Consider the following 21,314-nt stretch of genomic DNA (forward strand, 5'->3'; position numbering starts at 1 on the left):
TCCCCCGGCCGTGTCTGTTACGGCAGGAATGCTCTCGTGGGGAATGCTTTCAAACGACGACGGCTGTGCACAGGCTGTAAGCTGGCTGAAAAAAAGGAAGGCTAACATAATTGCCGGTTTTTTTATTTTCATCTGATTCATCCTTTCGGTCATGCTGTTTTGAAGCGGCAGTTGATTTGGCAGCCGCGATGTTTAATTATAACAGCTGTGAAAGGGTAAATACAACCGGAAAATAAACTGAAATACGATCTGCCCTGTGCAGCTAAATGCATAGATCTGTCCGGACTGTAAACGTGTCAATATGCCTTTACGTCCGTCTTTTTCAGATATCTTATCCCGCACCACAGGAAAATCAGCAGGAAAATCCCGCAGCTTAAGAAGAACAGCAGAAAGCTTCCGGCCAGGACATCCTCCTCCTTATTGGAATTCATCCCCAAAAGCATGAGGGAATAAGGGAAAAACAGCCCGAAGCCTGCCGAGGAAAACAGCAGTCCGGCAACGCTGCCCAGAAGCGCCATGGCAATGGGCAGGGCAAAGCTTCTGATAAAGGAGGAAAAGAACAGCTGCAGCGCGGCAATGGCCAGCCCGCCCACACAGCCGCGCAGCAGCCAGATTATGGTATCCAAAGGCGGAAAGCCCTGCAGCCCGGTGATAAGGCCGCAGATAAGGAACAGGACGCCTACCCACAGCTGTGTCAGCAGGGTGACACAGGAGATGGCGAGAAACTGGGCCAGATACAGACAGGGAATGGGGACCGGGGCGGCCAGCAGCGCATTGCGGTTGCGGTTGAAATTTTCCAGGCGCCACAGGTAGGCGCAGTACACTGCAATCAGCGGCGCATAGAAAAAATTGGAATAAAACAGGGTGGTCTGTGTCCACAGACTGTACCAGCTGATGCCCACGATATCCGTATTCTGTATATAGTTGAAGCACCCCATGATTGTACTGATGACGGGCAGGATAAGGAATACACTCCAGATAAAGGAGCGTTTCAGCTTCATTAATTCGGCACGCATACATGCAAACAACATAATTCAGACCTCCTTTTTTAAGAAAAGATGCTTCCCTGCCAGATAAAGCAGGACGGATGCTGCCAGAAAGGCTGCAAACCATCCCCAGGCAAAGGGCGCTTCTTCAATAAACATGGAACGCGTGCTTTCCTCATACACAGAGGACAGGGTCATGCCAACCATGTAGTAGCCCCAGGGCACCAGGCCGGCAAGGCTTCCCATAGGGAAAAAGGCGGAAAAAACTCCCACCAGGCTGCCCAGAAGTCCGATAAACAGGGGGATCAGCTGGTTGGGGATGAGCAGGGACAGGATCTGCTGCAGTAAAAACAATACCAGGCTGACCAGGAAAAATACGGCCAGGAATGCGAGATAGTGGCGTACCGGCAGCTTCTGGGTAAAGGGAAGCAGGTTTGCCAGAAGCGGTATTACACCGGCTTCCAGCGCAGTAAAAATGAGCACATAAAAAATACCCATAAGAAGCTTGGCGTCAAATATAATTTTTTTCTGCTGCATGGTGCACAGAAGCTTATAGGTATTTCCCTTGTTTTCCGCATCACATAGCCGACTGGCCATGGCGGCCAGGGTAAGCGGCATAAAAATGGTATTTATAAACGGGAACTGGAACAGCAGGGTATAGTAGCCTTCGGCGGCAATTTCCGGTTTGCGCAGGTAACTGTTGGTTATGGTCCATAAGAATTCAAAAAAGACTACGCAGAAGGGAAGCAGCCAGAGAAAACGTCTTTTTGTTTTCATGAATTCAGCACGCAGAGCGGTAATCATAAGCTCACCTTCCTTCCGGTCAGATCCAGGAAAATATCCTCCAGGTTCTGCTGTTGTTCTTCAATCCGCAAAAGGCCCGCGCCTGACGCTGCCACACCCGCCATCAGGGTAGAGAGCCGGTCGTCGGGCATATCTTTGAAGAGTATGGAATCCTGCTCCAGGCGGCAGCTGATTTTCTGTTCTGTCAGATACCGGCAGGCGGCCTGGTTATCCATGGTGCGCAGACGGATCTGTTTTCTGCTGTGTTCGTGCAGGTGAGCCAGGCTGTCCTGGAAAATCAGTTCGCCCCGGTCAATGATTCCGGTATGGGTGGCCATCTGGTCGATTTCACTGAGCAGATGGCTGGAAACCATGACGGTCATGCCGTATTTCTCAGGAAGGGAGCAGATCAGCTCGCGCATTTCCTGGATGCCGGCAGGATCCAGCCCGTTTGTCGGTTCATCCAGAAGAAGCAGGCGGGGACGGCCAAGCAGGGCTGCGGCCAGGCCCAGGCGCTGCTTCATGCCAAGGGAATAGTGGCCGGCTTTTTTATTCTGCTGCTTTTCCATGCGGACAATATGCAGGACATTATCAATTTCTTTTTCCGGGACGCCTTTTAACAGGCATACGATCTCCAGATTTTCCCGTCCGGTCAGATGGGAGTAATAGGAGGGCGATTCGATGAGTGAGCCGGTTTCCTGAAGGATTGCCAGCCTGTTCTTATCGTTCATGGTATGGCCAAGGACCTCTACCGAGCCGCCGCTGGGCTTTACCAGTCCCAGAAGCATTTTCATTGTAGTGCTTTTGCCAGCGCCGTTGGGGCCGAGGAAGCCATAGATGCTTCCCTCCGGGATTTTCAAATCCACATTGCTGACGCAGTCATTGCCGTTATAGCGTTTGCTCAGATTGTTTGTTTTTACTGCGAGTTTCATAATTTCCTCCTTTTTCCGGGCTGTTTTATGCTGCCGCCAGGTCTGTCCGTCCGGCGGCTTTCTTACTTCTTTTTCAGGATAAGGGGTTTGCCTTAACCGTTCATGAAGCTTACCTTACTTTTACCTTAAATCTTTTGGCGGCGGCTGGCATAAGCGTGGACCTGCGGCTATAATAAAAGTAAATCAGGATGGCCCCAGGCCGGGCTGCGGCCATTGCAGGGATGAAAAAAGGCCTGTGACAGGGGAAGACGTAAGCTGTCCGGGTTGCCGGGCAGGTGCAGAAATATGTGATAAGAAGGCAGGTTAACCGTATGAGAACGATATATGACAGCAGGCTGCTGCTGGTGGATGACAATGTGGAATTATGCAGGATGCTGACGGACATGCTGCGGCGGGAGGGTTTTTCCAATGCGGCGGCGGCAAACAGCTGCCGGGAGGCGATGCGGCATTTTACGGCGGATGGGCGTCTGGCTGCGGGAAGCGGGGATTATCTGGTTCCGGATCTGGTGATATTGGATATTAATCTGCCGGACGGAGACGGTTTTTCCCTGATGCAGGAGATCCGGCTGCTGTCCCAGGTGCCGGTACTGTTCCTGTCGGCGAGGGATGAGGATAACGACAGGCTGATGGGTCTGGGTCTGGGCGCGGATGATTATATAACGAAGCCCTTTCTTCCCCGGGAACTGCTGTTGCGGATTACGGCAATTTTGAAAAGGACCTATTTTCCCCATTTCCGGGCGGAAACGCAGAAGGAGGAGGGGATGCTCAGGCTGGGCAGGAAAACGGTGGATTTCAATGCGGGGACTGTTTCAGACAGGCAGGAAAGCACGGCGCTGACCGCCAAGGAGCTTGCTATTTTAAAAAAGCTCTGGGAAAACCGGGGGAATATCGTAACCTTTGACATCCTGTGCAATACGGTGTGGGGAGATGAGTATTTTGGCTATGAAAATACGCTGATGGTCCATATCCGTAGGCTGCGGGAAAAAATTGAGGAAAACCCTTCCTCCCCGCAGTGGCTTCTCACGGTGCGCGGACTGGGCTATAAGCTGGCAAAGGAGAACGGGAATGAAAAGCTTGTTTAAAATATACAGGCGGTATATTTTTTCCGCCGCATGGATAGCCGGAACGGTGATTCTGGTGAATCTGCTGGCTCTTTTCGGGGTAAGCGCCTATTTTCATTCCCAGAGCCGAAACAGCCCGGCCAGGGGAACACGATTGCGGGTGACGCAGGCGGCGCAGATGCTGGAGCAAAATCCGGAAGGGACGGTGCGGATGTCGGAGGAAGGAACCGCCTGTCTGGATTCCTCCGGCGCAGAATTTGCCTTTTTGCTGAATGATGCCGGAGACGTGATCTGGGACTGGCGGCTGCCTGATGAAATTCCCACACATTTCAGACTGGGAGAGGTGGCCTCCTTCAGCCGGTGGTATTTGAAGGATTACCCGGTGAGGGTGTGGAACTGTGACGCGGGCCTGCTTGTCATCGGAGAGCCAAAGTTTACCGCAGCCAAATATTCTGTGGAATTTTCACGGGATTCCATAAGGAATGTACCGTATTTCCTGCTGGCGCTGGTGGGGGCCAATATCCTGCTTGTCCTTATCCTGGCCGTGCTGTCGGGATACCGGCTGTATGCATCCCTGCGGCCGGTGGCGTCGGGAATTGACGGTCTTTCCTCCGGGCGCAAGGTTCTGGTGCCGGAGCATGGCCTGGTGGGTGATCTGGGAAGAAAGCTCAACCAGGCCGCGCGGATGCTGGAGCAGCAGCGCTGGAATCTGGAAAAAAGGGATACGGCGCGTACGGAATGGATTTCCGGTGTCTCCCATGATATCCGCACGCCGCTGTCCATGGTGATGGGCTATGCGGACAATCTGGAAAATGATGCCGCGCTGCCGGAGGAAGCCAGGAAGCAGGCGGGGATCATAAAGGAACAGAGCCTGAAAATCAAAACCCTGATAGAGGATCTGAACCTGACCTCCAAGCTGGAGTACCAGATGCAGCCGCTGCGCATGGAAAAATATGTACCCGCCGCCCTGCTGCGCTCCGTTGCCGTTTCCTGTCTGAACGGGGGGCTTGAGGAGGGCTATGAACTGGAGGCGGACATCGGAGAGGAGCTGGAAGGGCTTGTACTGGCGGGGGATGTACGTCTTATGACCCGCGCGCTGCATAATCTGATTGGCAACAGCATACGCCACAATACCGGCTGCCGGATCCTGCTGAGCGGGAGACTTGTGCAGCAGGGGCCGGTTCCTCTGTGCCGGATCGGGGTGAAGGATGACGGAAACGGGATTCCCCAGGAAATCCGGGATATATTGGAGGAAAAGCCTGCGATGGGAGGGCCGGGCGCCGCGGAAGGGGGCAAAAGCCTGGCAGGACAGCCCGGAAATCCGAAGGGGCAGTCCGGAAATCCGTCAGGACAGCCCCATATTATGGGACTGCGTATTGTAAAGCAGATTATAAATGCCCACGGAGGCCGCATGGAATTTTCAGGGGACGGCAGGGAGGTCATACTGCTGCTTCCGGTGACAGGGACTTTGGATACGGAAAAAAAGAAGGAGAAGAAAAAGTGGTGGGAGATTCTCTGGTATGGGGAAAACAGGATAAAAACGTTAGAAAAAAACTAAGCTTTCATGGAAGATCTTTTTTCGCAAATCCGTTATAATGGGGCGGACAGGAGGTGTGAGGGAGGAGCTTTTTTGTCCTTCTCACCAAAAGTATTGGTTATGCTGTCGCAGGCGGCATGTCGGGAAGCGTAAAAAGGAGAAGGTAAATGAAAAAACAAGCGCATGTAATCTCTCATTCCCATTGGGACCGTGAATGGTATCTGCCCTATGAAAAGCATCATATGCTGGAAGTTGAATTTATGGATAAGCTGCTGGATACGCTGGAGCGTGATCCGGAATTCAAAAGCTTCCATCTGGACGGACAGACGATTATGCTGGATGACTATCTCCAGGTAAGGCCGGAGCGGAGGGAGCTGGTGGAAAGGCTGGTAAAGGAAAAGCGGCTGTACATAGGCCCCTGGTATATTCTGCAGGACGAATGGCTGACCGGCAGTGAATCCAACCTCCGCAACCTGGAGACGGGGATGCGGGAGGCCAAAGGCTACGGAAATGTGAGCAGGGTCGGATATTTTCCCGATTCTTTCGGAAATATGGGACAGGCGCCGCAGATCCTGCTGGATGCAGGGATCGACTGCGCAGCCTTCGGCAGGGGCGTAAAGCCCACCGGATTCAATAACGAGGTATCAGATGGGGCTGATTTTGCTTCCCGGTATTCGGAAATGTTCTGGGAATCCCCGGACGGCTCCCGCATTCTGGGCGTGCTGTTTGCCAACTGGTACAGTAATGGCATAGAGATTCCCACAGACCCTGGGGAGGCGGCAAAATACTGGGAGAAGAAGCTGGCCGATGTCATGAAATTCGCTTCCACGGATCATCTTCTTTTCATGAACGGCTGCGACCATCAGCCGGTGCAGACAGATCTGACCGACGCGCTGAAAACGGCGGCAAAGCTGTATCCCGATATAGATTTCGTGCATTCCGATTTTACCGGATATATGGAATGCCTGAAGCAGGAACTGAAGGAAGATCTGGCCGTCATCAGGGGAGAGCTGCGCAGCCAGGAAACCGACGGGTGGTACACACTGGCCAATACGGCATCGTCCCGGATCTATCTGAAACAGATGAACGCCCGGTGCGAGGCCCTGTTTACCAGGGCGGCGGAGCCGCTGGCAGCCATGGCCCACGACAGGGGGATGGAATATCCCCATCATCTGTTTGACTATGGCTGGAAAACCCTGATGCAGAACCATCCCCATGACAGTATCTGCGGCTGCAGCGTGGATGAGGTGCACCGGGAAATGACGGCGCGGTTTGAAAAAGCGGAGCAGGTGGCGCTGCATATTATTGAAGAATGCCTGGCCTATTTTTCCGCCCATGTGGATACCGGGAAATATGCTGCCGGGGAAGGAGCCGTGCCTTTTCTCGTAATCAATCCCACCGGCTTTTACAAAAGCGAAGTGACACAGCTGAAGCTGATTGTGAAAAAATATCCTTTCCAGGGAAGCTCAGTGGCGGCCTGCCTGGAACAGGCCCGTCAGGAACAGCTGCCTGAATATCGCATTGTGGACAGTGATGGCAATGAGGTCATGGGAAGCGTAGAGATTCTGCCTTATGCCTTCGGCTATGATTTGCCCAAGGACCGGTTCAGGAATGCTTATTTCGGCCGCAGTGTAAAGGTGACCCTGGAGACGGAACGGCAGGAACCGTTTTCCGTAAAAAGCTACTGCCTTGTTCCGGTAACGGAAAAGGCGGCGGAGAAGAAGACAGTAAAGACAGAATCATTGTTTACCTCGGAATATGTGATGGAAAATGAGTGGCTTTCCTGCCGGATCAATGAAAACGGGACGGTGGATATCACCCATAAGCCCAGCGGCCGGATTTACCGGGAAGCGGTAATGCTGGAGGATACCAGGGATATCGGAAACGAATATATTTATTTTAAGCCTGTGGGAGAAGCGCCGATTCTCAGCAGAGATGCCAGAGCGGCGCTTGCCCGGACGGAGGATAAGCCCTACCGTGCCGCAGTACAGGCCCGGGTGACCATGGAAATCCCCGTTTCCGCCGATGACCGGCTGCAGCAGGAAATCCACGACCTGATGGAATTCAGGCACAGGAAGGCCGGAAGCAGCACACAGACGCTTCCTATGACCATCACGGTTACCTATATTCTGGAAAGGGCCGGGAAGGGACTGAAGGTGGAAGTGGATTTCGACAATCAGGCGCTGGATCACAGGCTGCGCGTACTTGTCGGGACGGGACTGGATACGCCCTGGCACTACGCGGATTCCATCTTTGAGGTGGCAAAACGGAGCAACAGCGTGTCCGGGAACTGGGAAAATCCCTGTAACGCCCAGCATCAGCAGCTGTTTGTCAATGTCCATGAGGATCAGGCCGGCATGACGGTTGCCAATCATGGGCTGAATGAATATGAAATCCTGCCAGAGGATAATACCATAGCGCTTACGCTGCACAGAGGCGTGCGTGAGATGGGGGACTGGGGAGAATTCCTTACGCCGCAGGCGCAGTGCCTGGGGAAACAGCACAAGGAATTCGCACTGTACCCTCATGGGGCAGGAGAGGATCTTATGCGTTCCTATGAAGAGGCTTATGCCTATTCCTCATCGCTGTGGGGTGTGAAATCGGAAATGCAGGATGGAAATATACCGGACGGCTTTACCTTCCTTAAATACAGCACGGATACGCTGCTGTGGACGGCGCTGAAGGTGCAGGAGGAGACGGGTGACGTTATCTTCCGTGGGTTCAACGCTTCGGAAACGGAAGGAGAACTGGCTTTGGAGACGGACCGGCGGATTTACCGCTCCAATGTGCTGGGGGAAAAGAAGGAATATCTGGAGCCGGGAAAGCTTTCTGTCAGAGGGTGTGGGATTTTTACGGCCGGCCTGGAAAAGAAGGACGGCAGATCAAATACCCCGCTGTAAGCAACGGGGGATTTGGTCTACGCTCCGCTTCGGCTGGTGCAAAACATGTGCCACTGGCATATAGCACCCCTTGCGGCAGTCGCCAAATAGCCATGCAAGCATGGCTGCCTGGCCCGTTGCCCGCGGGAATAAACAAGCGTAACAGGGACAGCCGGCGGCTGTCCCTTTTTGGCTGCGGAAGCAAAAAAAGAGGCATCTGCTTACGTTGCAGATGCCTCTTGATTTAACGTTATCTCAGATTACTGGGGAATAACATTGACAGCGCGAACCTTCTTGCTGTCTCTGGGATCAGCTTCCGTATCAAAAGTTACGGACTGGCCTTCCTGTAATGTCTTGAATCCATCAGTCTGAATAGAAGAGTAATGTACGAATACATCTTCTCCGTTGTCTGCGTTGGTGATGAAACCATAGCCTTTTTCTGCGTTAAACCATTTAACTGTACCGTTGCTCATTAGTGGTACCTCCTCTTAAAAAAATTTTACATATTCGGGGCGAAATACAAAAAAATCACATATTTTTGTAAATCATCGAACGTGCCAAAGATTTACAAAAATATGTGAAATCATTGAATCGTTTGGAATACAGCATCATAGTACCCTTCTTTTGCAAAACTGTCAAGAGGTTTTTTGAAATTTTCAGTAAAAAAAGTGGCAATGCGTGGACGAATATTTCTTTTTACGACTTATGTGTTTTATGCGTCTGAGAATGGCATATGGGAGAAGAAAAAATGGAGGAAAAAACAGGGAAACAGGGCATTGACAAAATGACTACAGAATGTAATAATATAATTAACTACAAGACATAGTTAAACAGCTGACAGGGATGTCTGTCTGATTTACCTCTTAAGGAAAGAAGAAGGAGAAATATTTTGGGAAGCATTCAGTTAATGTCGGACGCAGAAAAAGAAATTATGAAGCTGATATGGGATAACGGCGGGAGTATTTTTATTTCGGAGCTGCTTGAGAAGGTGGAAGAAAGCGGACGAGGATGGAAACGGACAACGGTCAGGACATTTCTTACCCGTCTGATGGAAAAGGGGCTGCTTACGGCAGTGCGCCGGGGAAAGAACTGCGAATACCGTGCCGCGGTGACGGAGGAGGAATATCTGTCCGGGCAGGCAAGGAATTTTGTGGATGAAGTATTCGGCGGAAACGTGAAAAATCTGCTGGCCTCGCTCCTGGGACAGGAAAAAATGGGAGCGGATGACGTGAAAGAGCTGCAGGCGTTCTGGGAAAAATGCAGGGAGGATATGAAATGAGAACATTTCTGCCGGAAATACTGGCGGCGTCCATATCCGGTTCCGTGATGGCGCTGGTTCTTCTTGGGATACGCCGGATTTTCCGCAAAAACATCAGCAGGACATGGTGCTATTATATCTGGCTTATTGTGCTTATACGGCTGCTGATTCCCTATTCACCCATACCGGGGCTGACGGGGCAGCTGGCAGCTTCCGTAAAACAGGGCGTATCCGTGTGGTACGAAGCGCGTGTGCAGGGGACTGCTGCGGCGGATACAGGGCAGGCGTATTCTGGAGACAATACGGAAGCAATGGATGTTAAAGGAACGGATGTTAAAGGAACGGATACTGCTGCGGCGGCATCAGAAGCAGAAGGCCTTTCTGATACGGCGGCTGTCGGATCATCCGGCAACGCGGGAGGAATGGGCCAGGGGATAAGGGCATATATCCCGCTATTTCTTTTTATGGTTTGGCTTGTGCCTGCGATATGCCTGCTGCTGTACCGCATATTCCATTTCAACCGGTTCCTGAATGGGATAAAAACGAGCCGGCGCGTGCTGGAAGATCCTGATATTCTGGGAATTTACGGAAAATTGTGTGAAGAACTGGGGATCCGCAAAGCGGCGCCTGTATTTATCTGCGGAAGCATTTCTTCTTCCGGGGACAGGCTTTATTCCCCTATGCTGACCGGGTTTTTCCGGCCGTTTCTTGTTCTGCCGGAGAGCCTGCCCGGCAAATGGCGGGAAGCGGGAACGCAGCAGGCGTCCCTTCGGGCGGAATATGTACTGCGCCATGAGCTGGTCCATCTGAAAAGGGGAGATCTGTATTATAAATGGCTGGTACAGGCGGCGGCCGCAATGCACTGGTTTAATCCGTTCCTGCTTAAATGTTCAGGAAAGATAAGCGAGGACTGTGAGTTATCCTGTGATGAAGCGGTAATCCGCAGGCTGCCGCTTTCCGGCCGCGTTGCTTATGGGGATACGTTGGTTGCGGCCCTGACGGATTTGAATATGCCTCCTGAGTGGGGGCCTGCCGTCGGCCTGTGTGAAAATGCGGAATTGATGAAAGAGAGGTTATACGCTATTATGAAATATCAAAAACAGACCCTGGGCGGGAAAATAACAGCAATCGTTTTGTCGGCTGTCCTGGTGCTGACCGGTTTTGTCTGCGGCGGTTTTACCTCTGCCGCGGCGGCGGGGGGCGTTACACGTGCCGGGGAGACGGTTCCCTTTGTAGGAGAGGGAACAATATCGGGCTCTCCCTGGAAGGGAGGTTTAACCTCCTCCAGTTATTTCAATAACGGATATTATATTCAGCTGATATGGAATTATCCCTCCGGGAGTGACTATAGGATAAAAGAAGTAACTGCGGGAGATACGGTTTTTCCGGTCGCCTTTTCAGAACTGACGGAACCGCTTTCTGGGGATACGGCTTTTATGGAAGCGCTGCGGCTTTGTCTGCAGGATCAGAAGCAGCGGGAGGTTGATACAGGAGGAACTGGATTCTGGAAAGAGAATAATCGGATGGAAAGGCCATTGGTTTATTATATGGAAGGCCCTTATACACAGACACCGGATGAACTGGCGGTAAAAGCCTATTCCGGAAAAGACGATCTGGGGTTGTATGCCACGGTCCTGTCCAAGGTATCGCCGGAAATAACGGATGAACTGGCGGAAAGGGCATATGAAGAGGCGGATACGGCGAGATTTTCCATTACATCCGAATACATATCCGAGGAAAGCAGAGGAAGGCTGGCTGAAAGAGCCTATGAAGATGACCGGATAGGTATGTTTTCCATATTGTCGGAGGATCTGACGGAGGCGCAGAGAGCCGGACTGATGGAGCGTGCGGACAGGGACGGCAGGTTCAGTGAGTACTATATTCTTAAAAACAGCGGGGAAGGATGATTTTTTTTACACCTGTACAGAAAGAAAACGGAAATCTATAATAAAGGCATCCTGATTCATTTATAATAAAAGCGGCCGGATATCCGGCCGGAAGGAAAGGTATGGGAGGAAAATGGAAAATACTTTTTTAAGGGATGCCCAGGGAAAGCCATTTATGCCAATTGGCCTTCAGGCGCACAATTCGTCCACAGGGACAGCCTTGATTAAAAAGGCGGTACGCGCGGTGAAGCTGTACGGAGGAAACTGTCTGGAAACGCCGGTTTACTGGTACCGGATTGAGCCGGAAATGGATTGCTACGATTTCAGTATGGTGAAGGACGTGATAGAGGAAGCAAGGGAAGCGGGACTGCATTTGATTTTGCTCTGGTTCGGAACGAGCAAAAACGGGCATCCCAATTACGTGCCGGAATACATAAAGCTGCAGCCGGATATTTACCGGCTGGCCCAGGGGCCCGACGGGGCGCCGGTGCCTTCGCTGTCCGTACACTGCCGGGAAACGCTGGAACGGGATAAAAAAGCCTTTGGAAGGTTCATGGAATTTCTGAAGGAAGCGGACGGGGAAAGCAGAACCGTGCTTGCCGTCCAGATTGAAAATGAAATGGGCTATGCGAATACGGATATGGACTATTCCGCGGAGGCGCGCAGGGACTATGAGAAGCCTGTGCCTGGGGCGCTTGCCGGTGTGGAGCTTCCTGACAGCGGAAGGGAACTGATTGGAGAGGGAAAAGAAACTTCCGCCTGGAAAAGACAGTTCGGCAGGCATGCGCACGAGGCCTTCAGCGCATGGTATCATGCCCGGTACATTGATGAAGTGGCGTCAGCGGGAAAGGCGGCGTATACGCTTCCCTGTTTTACGAATGTTATGGTGGGAGAGCAGGGCTATGAGGAGCCGGGATTGTGCTATAACGCCGGAGCCGCTGTGGGAAGAGTGCTGGATATCTGGAAGGCTGGCGCGCCGCATCTGGATTTCATCGGTCCGGATATTTATAACCAGAACCGGAGGGAATACACCAGGATCTGCAGGGCCTATGCCAGAGAGGACAATCCGCTGTTTATACCGGAGTCCCCTATCCGCGGGGCGGCAAATGCCATGAATGCCCTGCTTGCGGCGGCGGATTACGGCGCCACGGGGATTTGCTGCTTCGGGGCGGAAAGCGCTTTGGATGAAGAGGGCAATTTGCTGGAGGAATGCCGGGATATGGCTCTGACCATGCGGATCCTGTCAGCCATGTCGCCGCTCCTGATCCGTTACAGGAATACCGGCTGTGTCCATGCCTTTGCGGAGGATGAGTTTGAAACCAGCCATTACCTGAAGCTGCCGGAATATCATGTGACGGCAAAATACCTGCGCAACGCCGCCATGTATACGGGATATACCACGGACACTCATTCGGAGGCGGGAAAGAAGAAGCTTCAGGTGAGAGGAAGGGCGCTTCTGGTGCAGACCGGGCCGAATGAATTTTATCTGTGCGGCGCCGGCGTGGGGCTGGACTTTTACAGAAGGCCTGATCCGGCGGATGAGAGCTGTTACAGCCACCTGCATTCCAGGCAGTCGGGGCAGCTGAATTTCCTGTCTGTTGAGGAAGGGCATTTTGAAAACGGGGAATGGGTGACGGAGCTGGTAAGGAACGGCGATGAAACAAATTTTTCCCATTATGTGCTGGATGGACAGCTTATACGCATCCGGCTTAATCCCAATACGGGGATGTCCGCAGAATAAAGCTTTATTCCCGCGGGGCTTTGATTGAAACATATTTGACTCAGTATGCCGCAGTTAAAAAACTGCGGCATTTTTATTATGTGTATTTTTTTTATATTTATTTTATTGTGTTGACATAGTGTGTGACACACAGTATAATGTATAAAACGATATAGTACTGAATATAACCGCGATAATAATAAACGGTGACAGGAAAATGATAAGGAGGAGCCATGGGAAAAGAAGAGGTACTGTCCGGCCTGCTGATGGAGCTGCGCCGGGGAACGATTGTACTGAGCGTGCTCAGCCAGCTGACGGAACCGAAATATGGTTACAGCCTGGTGACCCAGCTGACGGAATATGGCCTGCCGGTGGAGACGAATACGCTCTATCCCTTACTCCGCCGTCTGGAGGGACAGGGACTTTTGACCAGTGAATGGAATACAGAAGAGAGCAAGCCCAGGAAATACTACTGTATTACCCCGGAGGGTAAGGAAATCTATGAGAAGCTGAAAAAGCAGTGGCAGCAGACGGCGGCCAGCATGGAACGGATTCTTTCCGCGGATGGCAAAGCGCTTCCGGGGAAGGGAGATGGAATGACGGAACAGTTATAATAAGAAAAGGAGAGGCAAGATGAGTGTACAGGAATTAAAGGAACGTTATGTATATGCGGTTTCCAGACTGCTTCCTCATAAAATGCGGGGAGATATCAGCAGAGAACTGGATACGTTAATTGAAGATATGCTGGAAGAGCGGTGCCAGGACCGTCCTGCGGAGGAAAAGGATCTTCGCATTATTCTGGCAGAGCTGGGAAGCCCGTCCGAAATGGCGAACCATTACAGCCCCGATAAGGATAAGTGCCTGATCGGCCCGCCTTACTTCGGCGCTTATAAAGCAATGATGCGGATCGTGTTCTGGGCAGTGGCCGGCGGTATGCTGATTGCCGGGGGAATCACCATGGTGATGGATAACTGGCAGGTAACGAAGGCAGGGTATGAATATTTCCTGGATATAGCGGGATGGCTGGGCAGCACTTTTATGGGGCTGATGCTGGCATTTGCCTTTGTCACGCTGCTGTTTGCCTTTTTCCAGAGGAAGGGGATCAGTATGGAGGATATCAGCGGGAACTGGGATGCGCTGCCGCCCGTACCGGTAAAGCAGGAGCGCATCAGCAAGGGAGAAGCCATTGCCGGTATCTGCCTGTCCGTGGCGTTCCTGATTATTTTTCTGGTAGTGCCGCAGATCATCTGTGTGATTTATAAGGACGGAGGTCAGCACATATACGTACCGATTCTGAATACGCAGGCGGTGAGGAGCAAATGGTTCCTGCTGGTCGGTATGGTTATCTTCGGCGTGGGCAGGGATCTTTACGGGTATTTTGAAGGCAGATACACCAAACGGCTGGCAGTGGTTACGGGAGCTGCGGATCTTCTGAGCTTTCTCTGCCTGTTCCTGTTCCTGAAGACGCCGGGGCTTGTAAATCCTCAGGTGCTGCCGGCTGTTAACAGTGTTTTTAAAGCGGATGAGAGATGGATTGGCGAATTCATTTCCGGGTTCCCTGATGTATTCATCTGGGTGATGATCGTTATTTTGCTGCTGGATTTTGGCACTACGCTTTATAAGGCTTTGAAATATGACAAATAAGCGGATATGTGACAGGCCGATGAATTTAAATTCATCGGCCTGTCCGCCTATTCCGTGAATAAGGAAAGGAAGGTTTCCTCTGAAACAGTGGGGATTTCCAGGGGAGAGGAATGTACGTCCTGAACGGATTTCATGCCGCTTTTCTCAAGCCGGGCCGTCAGGCTTTCCAGAAGCCATTGGGCGGGGAGCGAATCCGCAAGAGCCGTCAAATCGGCTGTACACGTGATTATGTGGCAGTTGTTGCAGTAAACCTCATAAACCAGTCCGAGACGGTGATTGCGTTCGAAATTATCAATGGTCTGCACAATGGGAACAATATCTGTCCGGTCAAGGATGGTTGAGCGTGAATTCATTACAATATCCCACCATTGGGGCGTGGAATAACGGGTACATGGGAAATCTGCCAAAGCGGGATGGTCTTCCCGTATGAAAAGTCCCAGGGTCCCCACAGGAACGGGTTTGCCCATGCTTTCCGATATTTTGCGGAACATGGGATAGCACCAGAAATCGGTGCAGTATGTCCCTTCTATGGAATGTGCATTTGCCTGAAAGGATGGAAGAAACAGGACTTTCTTTATGGAAGCTGCGTTTTCCTCCGTCTGCTGAAGTATTTTTTTCAGGGCAGCCTTATCCCGTATGATGTGGATATCTTCGGGAATGGCAGGCACCTCGGCAGGATAGACCCAAAAAGTATATTCATTGGATATATTCAAAGAAGGCGTATCGGTGCCTGTGTACTCCAGCTGAAGCTTCAGCGCTACACGGCAGGGCGCTTTGGTTTCGGGCACAGGAAGAATCGCTTCCGCCAGTGTGGAAAGCCCCCGGGGGATTTCAGCTGCCGGAACGGTTTCTTTGTAAAATATTCCGTCTCCGCAAGAGGAACCATCGCTTTTGGACGAAAGAGAAAAGGTCAGTTCCGCCTGCTCAAGCGGGGCCGGGCCATAATTGGAAACCAGGAATTTGCAGGGAACCAGGCTTTTACTTTGTACCGTGTAATCCTGGAAGGATGCCAGTATGACTGTGGGAGCGCAAAACTGGTTCCAGCATTCCCGGCGGATAATTCCCTTATTTTCCATAAATGCATTTAAGATACCCACCAGCGCAGTGCCCTGCCCGGAAAAATCCTGCAGATCCAGAAGCTGGTAACCGGCAAGGAGCCTGCTCCTGAGGGCGCATTCCAGTTCTTCTTTATAGCATGCGGCGGCCAGCCGGCCGGAGGAGTAAAAATAATCGGCGGCAAAGTCCGCAAGCCCCGCAGCCTCAAGGCGCTTCCTGAATATACGCAGATTTTCCGGCTGTAATACGCCGGTATACCGATCTATTTCCGAAAAATCAGGAAAGGTTTCATATTGGCCTATTTCATGGGAAATGACCGGGATATCAGGAATTAGTTCTTCGGTTTCGTCCAGACGGACCTCTTTGACGCCTGTTCCGTATTGTATCTGACGGGTGGCATTTTCCGAGGGCGTTGTCTGTGCGGAAGCACATTCCGGGCAGATAACCGGATCATAGGAGCCGGCAGTGGAAGGCCTTTGGGTCTGGATGTGCCCTAATGGCGCATCGCACATGGCGTACGAGCCTCGTATGAGCCGGTCTCTGCCGAACCGTACGCCGGAGAAAAAATCATCCTCCGGCAGGATGCAGGGCGTAAACTGAAAATTATTGCTGCCCTGTACATAAAGGTGTCTTTTATCATGGGCTTTATAGGCCTTTAAAATATCATTCAGCACCTCTTTGCTTCCCCACAGCTCATTTCCCAGAGAAAACATGACAAAGGAAGGATGGTTTCCAAAGGTATCCAGGATGCGGAAGCCTTCGGTGATTAAATATTGCTGAAGCTCTTCGTTATGCCCTTCCTGTGAAGGTGAGGTAACGGTTCCCCAGAAGGGCAGCTCGGGTTCCAGGTAGATACCCAGCTGATCCGCAGCCTGGAAGGCTGCCTCGGGAGGGCAGCAGGTGTGGAAGCGGTAGTGGTTGATTCCGTAATCTTTTGCCGTCCCCATAACCTTCAGCCATTCTTCGGTATTCATCGGGGCGTAGCCTGTGAGCGGAAAAATCATGCCGTCATGCTTGCCGCGCAGAAAAACAGGATCGCCGTTTACCAGGAAATGATGCTTCCCCGCCTCGAAATCACGGATGCCAAAGGATTGGGAGCATTCATCCGCTGCCGTACCGCCGGTATACAGAACCGCTTTCAGCTGATACAGGACAGGATTGTATTCGCTCCAGGGAAGCAGTTTATTTTCCAGCGGGATACGGCATTCGAAATCACTGTTCTCTGTCTGGTGAAATGTGCGTATTATTATATTTTCCCCGGCATCCTGGATCAGCAGCTCCAGTTTTCCGGCGCAAGGAGTGATCCGGCCCCGGACAGTTAAGCTTTGTCCGGAAAAGGAAGGATACAGGCGCAGGGAAAGAATGCGTTCCCGGGGAAGGGGACGCAGCTCCAGAGCCCCCAAAAGCCCGTTCCAGTTCGTCTGGGTATCAGGGGAAGTCATATGGCCGCCGTTTGTAGGGTAACCGGTATTTTTGACGAGAATGACAATCTGGTTTTCTCCGGATTTGATCCAGGGAGTGACAGGATAGCAATGGGGTGTGCATAGGCTGTCAAAGCTGCCTGCCTCCACCCCATTGATATAAAGCTGTGTCATCCTGGTTCGTTCCAAATACAGTTCCCAGTCATAATCTTTGCAGTTGTCCGGTAAGAACACCGTTTTTCTGTACCAGGCAAATCCTTCAAAGGCATAAGGATCCGTCAGATGGTCTGTGGATGCCAAATCGCGGCGAGGGGTTAATTTTGCTTCTGAAATTGTGGTGGGAAGCTGTATTTGCTTTAGGAAAGGCGTTTCACTTTTATAAAAGTGTTCCTTTATCCCCTGTTGTTCTTCATCCAAAAGAAGCTCCCAGCTGCCGTGAAGATTTATTTTATCCATTCGTTACCTCCCTTGTAACAAAATTGTGATAGGATATACCAGAAAAATCATTCCCGTCATCTGCGCGCTAGCCTTTTACGGCGCCTATCATAACCCCTTTTACGAAATATTTCTGGAGAAAAGGGTATACGCAAAGGATAGGAAGCGTTGCTATTACAATGACGGCATATTTGATTGTTTCTGCATAGGTATCGATGCTGTCCATGCTTGCAGCCCCCTGATTGAGCATATCATTATTTGCAATCAGGATGGCACGTAAAATATTCTGAATGGGAAGAAGCTCATTATCTGTGATGTATAAAGAGGCGTTAAACCAGCTGTTCCAGTGGCCCACACCGTAATAAAGGGCCAAGACGGCCAGAGTAGGCTTAATCAGCGGCGTTATGATTTTAAAAAGTACGGTATAATCATTGGCGCCGTCTATATAAGCGGACTCAATCAGGCTGTCAGGTACGGATTCCACCGCTGTCCGACAGATAATAGCATTGTATATGCTCAATGCGCCCGGAATGATCAGCGCCCACAGATTGTTGTAAAGCCCTAATGATTTTTGATTTAAATAAGCAGGTATCAGCCCTCCGCTGAAAAACATGGTGAAAACCAAAAAAGCCACCACATATTTTTTTAATAATACATCCTTTGCAGCCATAAAATAACCGCACAGAAGTGTCATAACCAGATTCAAAGGAAGAGAGCACAGCAGTATAAAAAGAATATTCCTGAATCCGCTCAGGATTAAAGGATGCTGAAAGGCTTTAATGTAGGCGCCTATGGTAAAGCCCTCAGGCCAAAGCAGTCTTCCGGGATTTTGTGTTACAGCTGCAGATGAGCTTAAGGAAGCGCATGCCACGTACCAGATAGGGTAAAAGGTTACCACAATCAGGCCAAGCATGACTGCCGTATTAATTATATCAAAAGTGAGGTCTGCTGCCGAGCGTTTTTTCCGTAAAGATAAAATTCTTTGATTCGTTCTCATGTTAGCCTCCTGCTAAAATAACCCTGAATTATTCATTTTCTTACTGAGTGCATTTGTCAGAAGAAGGAAAATAATGTTAACGACGGAATTAAACAGGCCTATGGCCGTGCTGTAGCTGAAATTAGCATCGAGGATACCGATACGGTAGACATAGGTGGAAATTACGTCTGCAACCTCATATGTGGTCGGACTGTACAGCAGCAGAATTTTTTCAAATCCCACATTCAGTATATTTCCCATTTTCAGTATGAATAAGATAGTAATAGTCGGCATGAGACCGGGCAGAGTCACGCTGATAATCTGACGTATGCGTCCTGCGCCGTCCACTCGGGCAGCTTCGTACTGTTCCTGATCAATACCGGCCAGCGCCGCCAGATAAATGATGGAGTCCCAGCCAATGTTCTGCCAGATGTTGGATATTATGTAGATGGGATAGAACCAGTTTTTACTGGCAAGCAGATTAACCCGCTCCCCGCCCAGGGCGACAACCAAATCCGTAATAATGCCGTCTGACTGACAAAAGGTTTTTATCAGCCCACAGATAATAACCATGGATATAAAATAAGGCATGTAGGAAATCGTCTGTACTGCCCGTTTGAATTTGGTGTTCCTGATTTCGTTAATAAGGAGAGCCAGCAGGATTGGAGCCGGAAAGCCGAATAAAATGCTTAATGCGCTGATTGAAAATGTATTTTTTAAAATCCGCCAGAAATTATAATCATTAAAAAAAGTAATAAAATGCTTAAGACCAACCCAGGGACTGTCCATAATTCCCACTGCAGGCCGGAAATTTTTAAAGGCAATGATAACTCCGTACATAGGTTTATAACAGAAAACAGCAATATAAATAATAACGGGAAGTATCATTATATATTTCCATTTGTTTTTTCTTAAATCTTTTCTCAAAATACCTGTTTTTGTATTCACTTAATCCTCCTACTATTTCCTGGAAGAGATACCGGGGTTATTATGCAATAACCCCGGCTTCTTCCTTTGGATTAATCAGCAGTTAATTATCTTGCCAGATAGCGATCGTATGCAGCCTGGCGGATTTCAAGCATTTTTTCCATGCCCATATCGTTAAGCGTATTGATATAATTATCCCAGTTATCAAGGGATTCTTCTCCGGTAATGAACTTGATGGCCATTTCTTTTACATAAGTACTCATAGCGTTGTAAATAGTGCTGCTTTCCGTAATTTCATCGGGAGTCATTGTGACGGAATTCGGATATACCCAGTTGCAGGTATCGCCGTTTCCTTCGTACCAGGTGTCACCGGCCTTTACAACCTCAGGATTCAGTTTCTGACGGACCATGCCTAAAGCCTGGACACCCAGTCCCCATCCATAGGTTCCGGTATAAAGCTTAATTGCTTCCCCTGTGCCTAATTCGTTTTTAGTAATTTTATCTGTGAAGACAGCTTCGCCATTCTCCATAGTATAGGTATCGCCCTCGGTTCCGAAATTCCAGTAATAAAAGCCTTCTTCACTGAAGGGATAATCCAGCCATCTTAAGGCCAGCTCCACTTTTTCTTCCGGGCAGTTTGTTGAGATACCGGCTACCGTATTGACTACCGGATCTTCATAAAAAATGGCGGAGGGCTTATCGCCTTTATTCATAACAGGGTAGGGGCAGCCAACCCACTTTGCAGGGCTTCCGTTAGCTTTGGCATCCTGGATGAAGGTATCCATGGTACTCATCATATAAAGGGTGATTCCGCACTTATCATTTGTTACCTTGGTTTTCAGGCCGGCACCATCAATTGTTACGATATCCGGGTCAATGAGTCCTTCCTGATTGAGCTTATGCAGCCAGGAAATGTAGTTTTTCCACTCATCTCTGGCCTGCGCCAGCTGGACCTTTCCGTCTCCGTCAATATATAATTTCATTTCAGACGTACCATACGCACCAAATGCCCCGGCCAATCCGGGATTCATAATCCCATCGTTACAGAAAACGAGCCTGGCGTCATATTTATCTTTAAAGGCTTTCAGGGTAATTTCCCAATCCTCAATGGTTTCAGGAATTGGAAGGCCGCATTCATCCAGCCAGTCCTTGCGTACCATAGGGCCGGCATAGGCCGTCTGCCATAAATCTTCCCTGAAAAAACCAAAACCGAAGAATTTTCCGCTGTCGGTCATCATGGATTTATAGTACAGGGGATTTTCCTGAAGGAATTTCCAGTAGTTAGGTGCATATTTGGGAAGCAGGTCGGTAAGATCCCTTATAATTCCATCTTCAAGAAGGCTTTCCGCATCAGCGGCAAAGCTGTACCATATAATATCCGGAAGCTCTTCATTGGAAAGCATTAAGTTAAACGCCTGTTTTTCATCGGTGCCGGATGTAGGGAAGGTATAATCAATATCAATTCCTGTCTTTTCGGCAAGGCCGGTATGGAAAGGAGATTCCTTCCAGTTTGATATAGTTGAGGACGGTTTAATCTGATTTGTCCATAAGGTAAGCTGTTGTTCCGTATTTATGGGATATCCGGTAAATTCCAGGGCTTCCTCCTGGGCCGGAACGGAAGAAGCTTCTGAACTGTTCGTATTCTTTGCCCCGCAGCCAGCCAGTGTGGAAACTGCCATAGCCATAACTAAAAAGCAGGATACTAATTTCTTTTTCATATAGACCTCCTGGTATCGTATTAAATTTTTATGTGGAAATGCATCGATCGATGTTACGGGTTCATTATAGGAAAACGTGGGTATTCTGTATATGG

Annotated in this window: 16 protein-coding genes; 8 read left to right on the top strand and 8 right to left on the bottom strand. The window is 50.2% G+C overall.

All coding sequences use genetic code 11. The features are described 5' to 3' along the window. Positions 1–296 precede the first annotated feature (296 nt). The 3 genes from HMPREF1548_RS08675 to HMPREF1548_RS08685 are packed head-to-tail and all read right to left on the bottom strand — an operon-like array spanning position 297 to position 2,701. Positions 297–1,031: an ABC transporter permease gene (locus HMPREF1548_RS08675; protein ID WP_035321614.1), complete on the bottom strand. Its 735-nt coding sequence runs from the start codon at positions 1,029–1,031 to the stop codon at positions 297–299. 3 nt (positions 1,032–1,034) lie between these two features. Next, the gene (locus HMPREF1548_RS08680; RefSeq protein ID WP_021635609.1) at positions 1,035–1,790 is read right to left on the bottom strand and encodes an ABC transporter permease; all 756 of its coding nucleotides are present in this window, start codon (positions 1,788–1,790) and stop codon (positions 1,035–1,037) included. After that, positions 1,787–2,701 (bottom strand): ATP-binding cassette domain-containing protein, encoded by a 915-nt coding sequence (locus tag HMPREF1548_RS08685; RefSeq protein WP_021635610.1) that lies wholly within the window; start codon positions 2,699–2,701, stop codon positions 1,787–1,789. Before HMPREF1548_RS08685 ends, HMPREF1548_RS08680 begins: the two co-directional genes overlap by 4 nt. A gap of 311 nt (positions 2,702–3,012) precedes the next feature. On the opposite strand from HMPREF1548_RS08685, the gene HMPREF1548_RS08690 reads away from it, so the two are divergent. The 3 genes from HMPREF1548_RS08690 to HMPREF1548_RS08700 all read left to right on the top strand — a co-directional run bounded on the left by HMPREF1548_RS08690 (position 3,013) and on the right by HMPREF1548_RS08700 (position 8,199). Further along, positions 3,013–3,783, top strand: coding sequence for a response regulator transcription factor (locus HMPREF1548_RS08690; protein WP_021635611.1), 771 nt, complete (start codon positions 3,013–3,015; stop codon positions 3,781–3,783). Continuing rightward, complete coding sequence (locus HMPREF1548_RS08695) at positions 3,767–5,320, top strand: sensor histidine kinase (RefSeq protein ID WP_021635612.1); 1,554 nt, start codon at positions 3,767–3,769, stop codon at positions 5,318–5,320. Before HMPREF1548_RS08690 ends, HMPREF1548_RS08695 begins: the two co-directional genes overlap by 17 nt. Positions 5,321–5,466: 146 nt before the next feature. Further along, positions 5,467–8,199, top strand: coding sequence for an alpha-mannosidase (locus tag HMPREF1548_RS08700; RefSeq protein ID WP_021635614.1), 2,733 nt, complete (start codon positions 5,467–5,469; stop codon positions 8,197–8,199). 239 nt (positions 8,200–8,438) lie between these two features. On the opposite strand, the gene HMPREF1548_RS08705 is transcribed toward HMPREF1548_RS08700, so the two are convergent. Then, positions 8,439–8,651 (bottom strand): cold-shock protein, encoded by a 213-nt coding sequence (locus tag HMPREF1548_RS08705; RefSeq protein WP_021635616.1) that lies wholly within the window; start codon positions 8,649–8,651, stop codon positions 8,439–8,441. A 416-nt stretch (positions 8,652–9,067) separates the two neighbouring features. Here HMPREF1548_RS08705 and HMPREF1548_RS08710 point away from each other — a divergent pair, with 416 nt between their 5' ends. The 5 genes from HMPREF1548_RS08710 to HMPREF1548_RS08730 all read left to right on the top strand — a co-directional run bounded on the left by HMPREF1548_RS08710 (position 9,068) and on the right by HMPREF1548_RS08730 (position 14,686). Continuing rightward, positions 9,068–9,457: a BlaI/MecI/CopY family transcriptional regulator gene (locus HMPREF1548_RS08710; RefSeq protein ID WP_117530658.1), complete on the top strand. Its 390-nt coding sequence runs from the start codon at positions 9,068–9,070 to the stop codon at positions 9,455–9,457. Then, entirely contained in the window at positions 9,454–11,343 is a 1,890-nt protein-coding gene (locus HMPREF1548_RS08715) for a M56 family metallopeptidase (protein ID WP_021635620.1), read from the top strand. The genes HMPREF1548_RS08710 and HMPREF1548_RS08715 overlap by 4 nt, the downstream gene beginning before the upstream one ends. 112 nt (positions 11,344–11,455) lie before the next feature. Further along, positions 11,456–13,063, top strand: coding sequence for a DUF5597 domain-containing protein (locus HMPREF1548_RS08720; RefSeq protein ID WP_021635621.1), 1,608 nt, complete (start codon positions 11,456–11,458; stop codon positions 13,061–13,063). A gap of 212 nt (positions 13,064–13,275) precedes the next feature. Then, positions 13,276–13,656 (top strand): PadR family transcriptional regulator, encoded by a 381-nt coding sequence (locus tag HMPREF1548_RS08725; protein WP_021635622.1) that lies wholly within the window; start codon positions 13,276–13,278, stop codon positions 13,654–13,656. A 19-nt stretch (positions 13,657–13,675) separates the two neighbouring features. Further along, positions 13,676–14,686, top strand: coding sequence for a hypothetical protein (locus HMPREF1548_RS08730; RefSeq protein ID WP_021635623.1), 1,011 nt, complete (start codon positions 13,676–13,678; stop codon positions 14,684–14,686). Positions 14,687–14,733: 47 nt separating this feature from the next. Here the strand turns inward: HMPREF1548_RS08730 and HMPREF1548_RS08735 are convergent, their stop codons facing one another. From HMPREF1548_RS08735 to HMPREF1548_RS08750, 4 genes are all read right to left on the bottom strand, one after another. Beyond that, complete coding sequence (locus HMPREF1548_RS08735) at positions 14,734–17,619, bottom strand: glycoside hydrolase family 2 (RefSeq protein ID WP_021635624.1); 2,886 nt, start codon at positions 17,617–17,619, stop codon at positions 14,734–14,736. 67 nt (positions 17,620–17,686) lie between these two features. Further along, the gene (locus HMPREF1548_RS08740; RefSeq protein WP_021635625.1) at positions 17,687–18,595 is read right to left on the bottom strand and encodes a carbohydrate ABC transporter permease; all 909 of its coding nucleotides are present in this window, start codon (positions 18,593–18,595) and stop codon (positions 17,687–17,689) included. 12 nt (positions 18,596–18,607) lie between these two features. Further along, a complete protein-coding gene (locus HMPREF1548_RS08745; RefSeq protein WP_021635626.1) occupies positions 18,608–19,522 on the bottom strand; it encodes an ABC transporter permease in 915 nt (304 codons plus the stop codon). A gap of 86 nt (positions 19,523–19,608) precedes the next feature. Continuing rightward, entirely contained in the window at positions 19,609–21,219 is a 1,611-nt protein-coding gene (locus HMPREF1548_RS08750; RefSeq protein ID WP_021635627.1) for a type 2 periplasmic-binding domain-containing protein, read from the bottom strand. Between the last annotated feature and the right edge of the window lie 95 nt (positions 21,220–21,314).

Origin of the sequence: Clostridium sp. KLE 1755, from assembly GCF_000466465.2 — a bacterium.
Lineage (GTDB): Bacteria > Bacillota > Clostridia > Lachnospirales > Lachnospiraceae > Eisenbergiella > Eisenbergiella porci.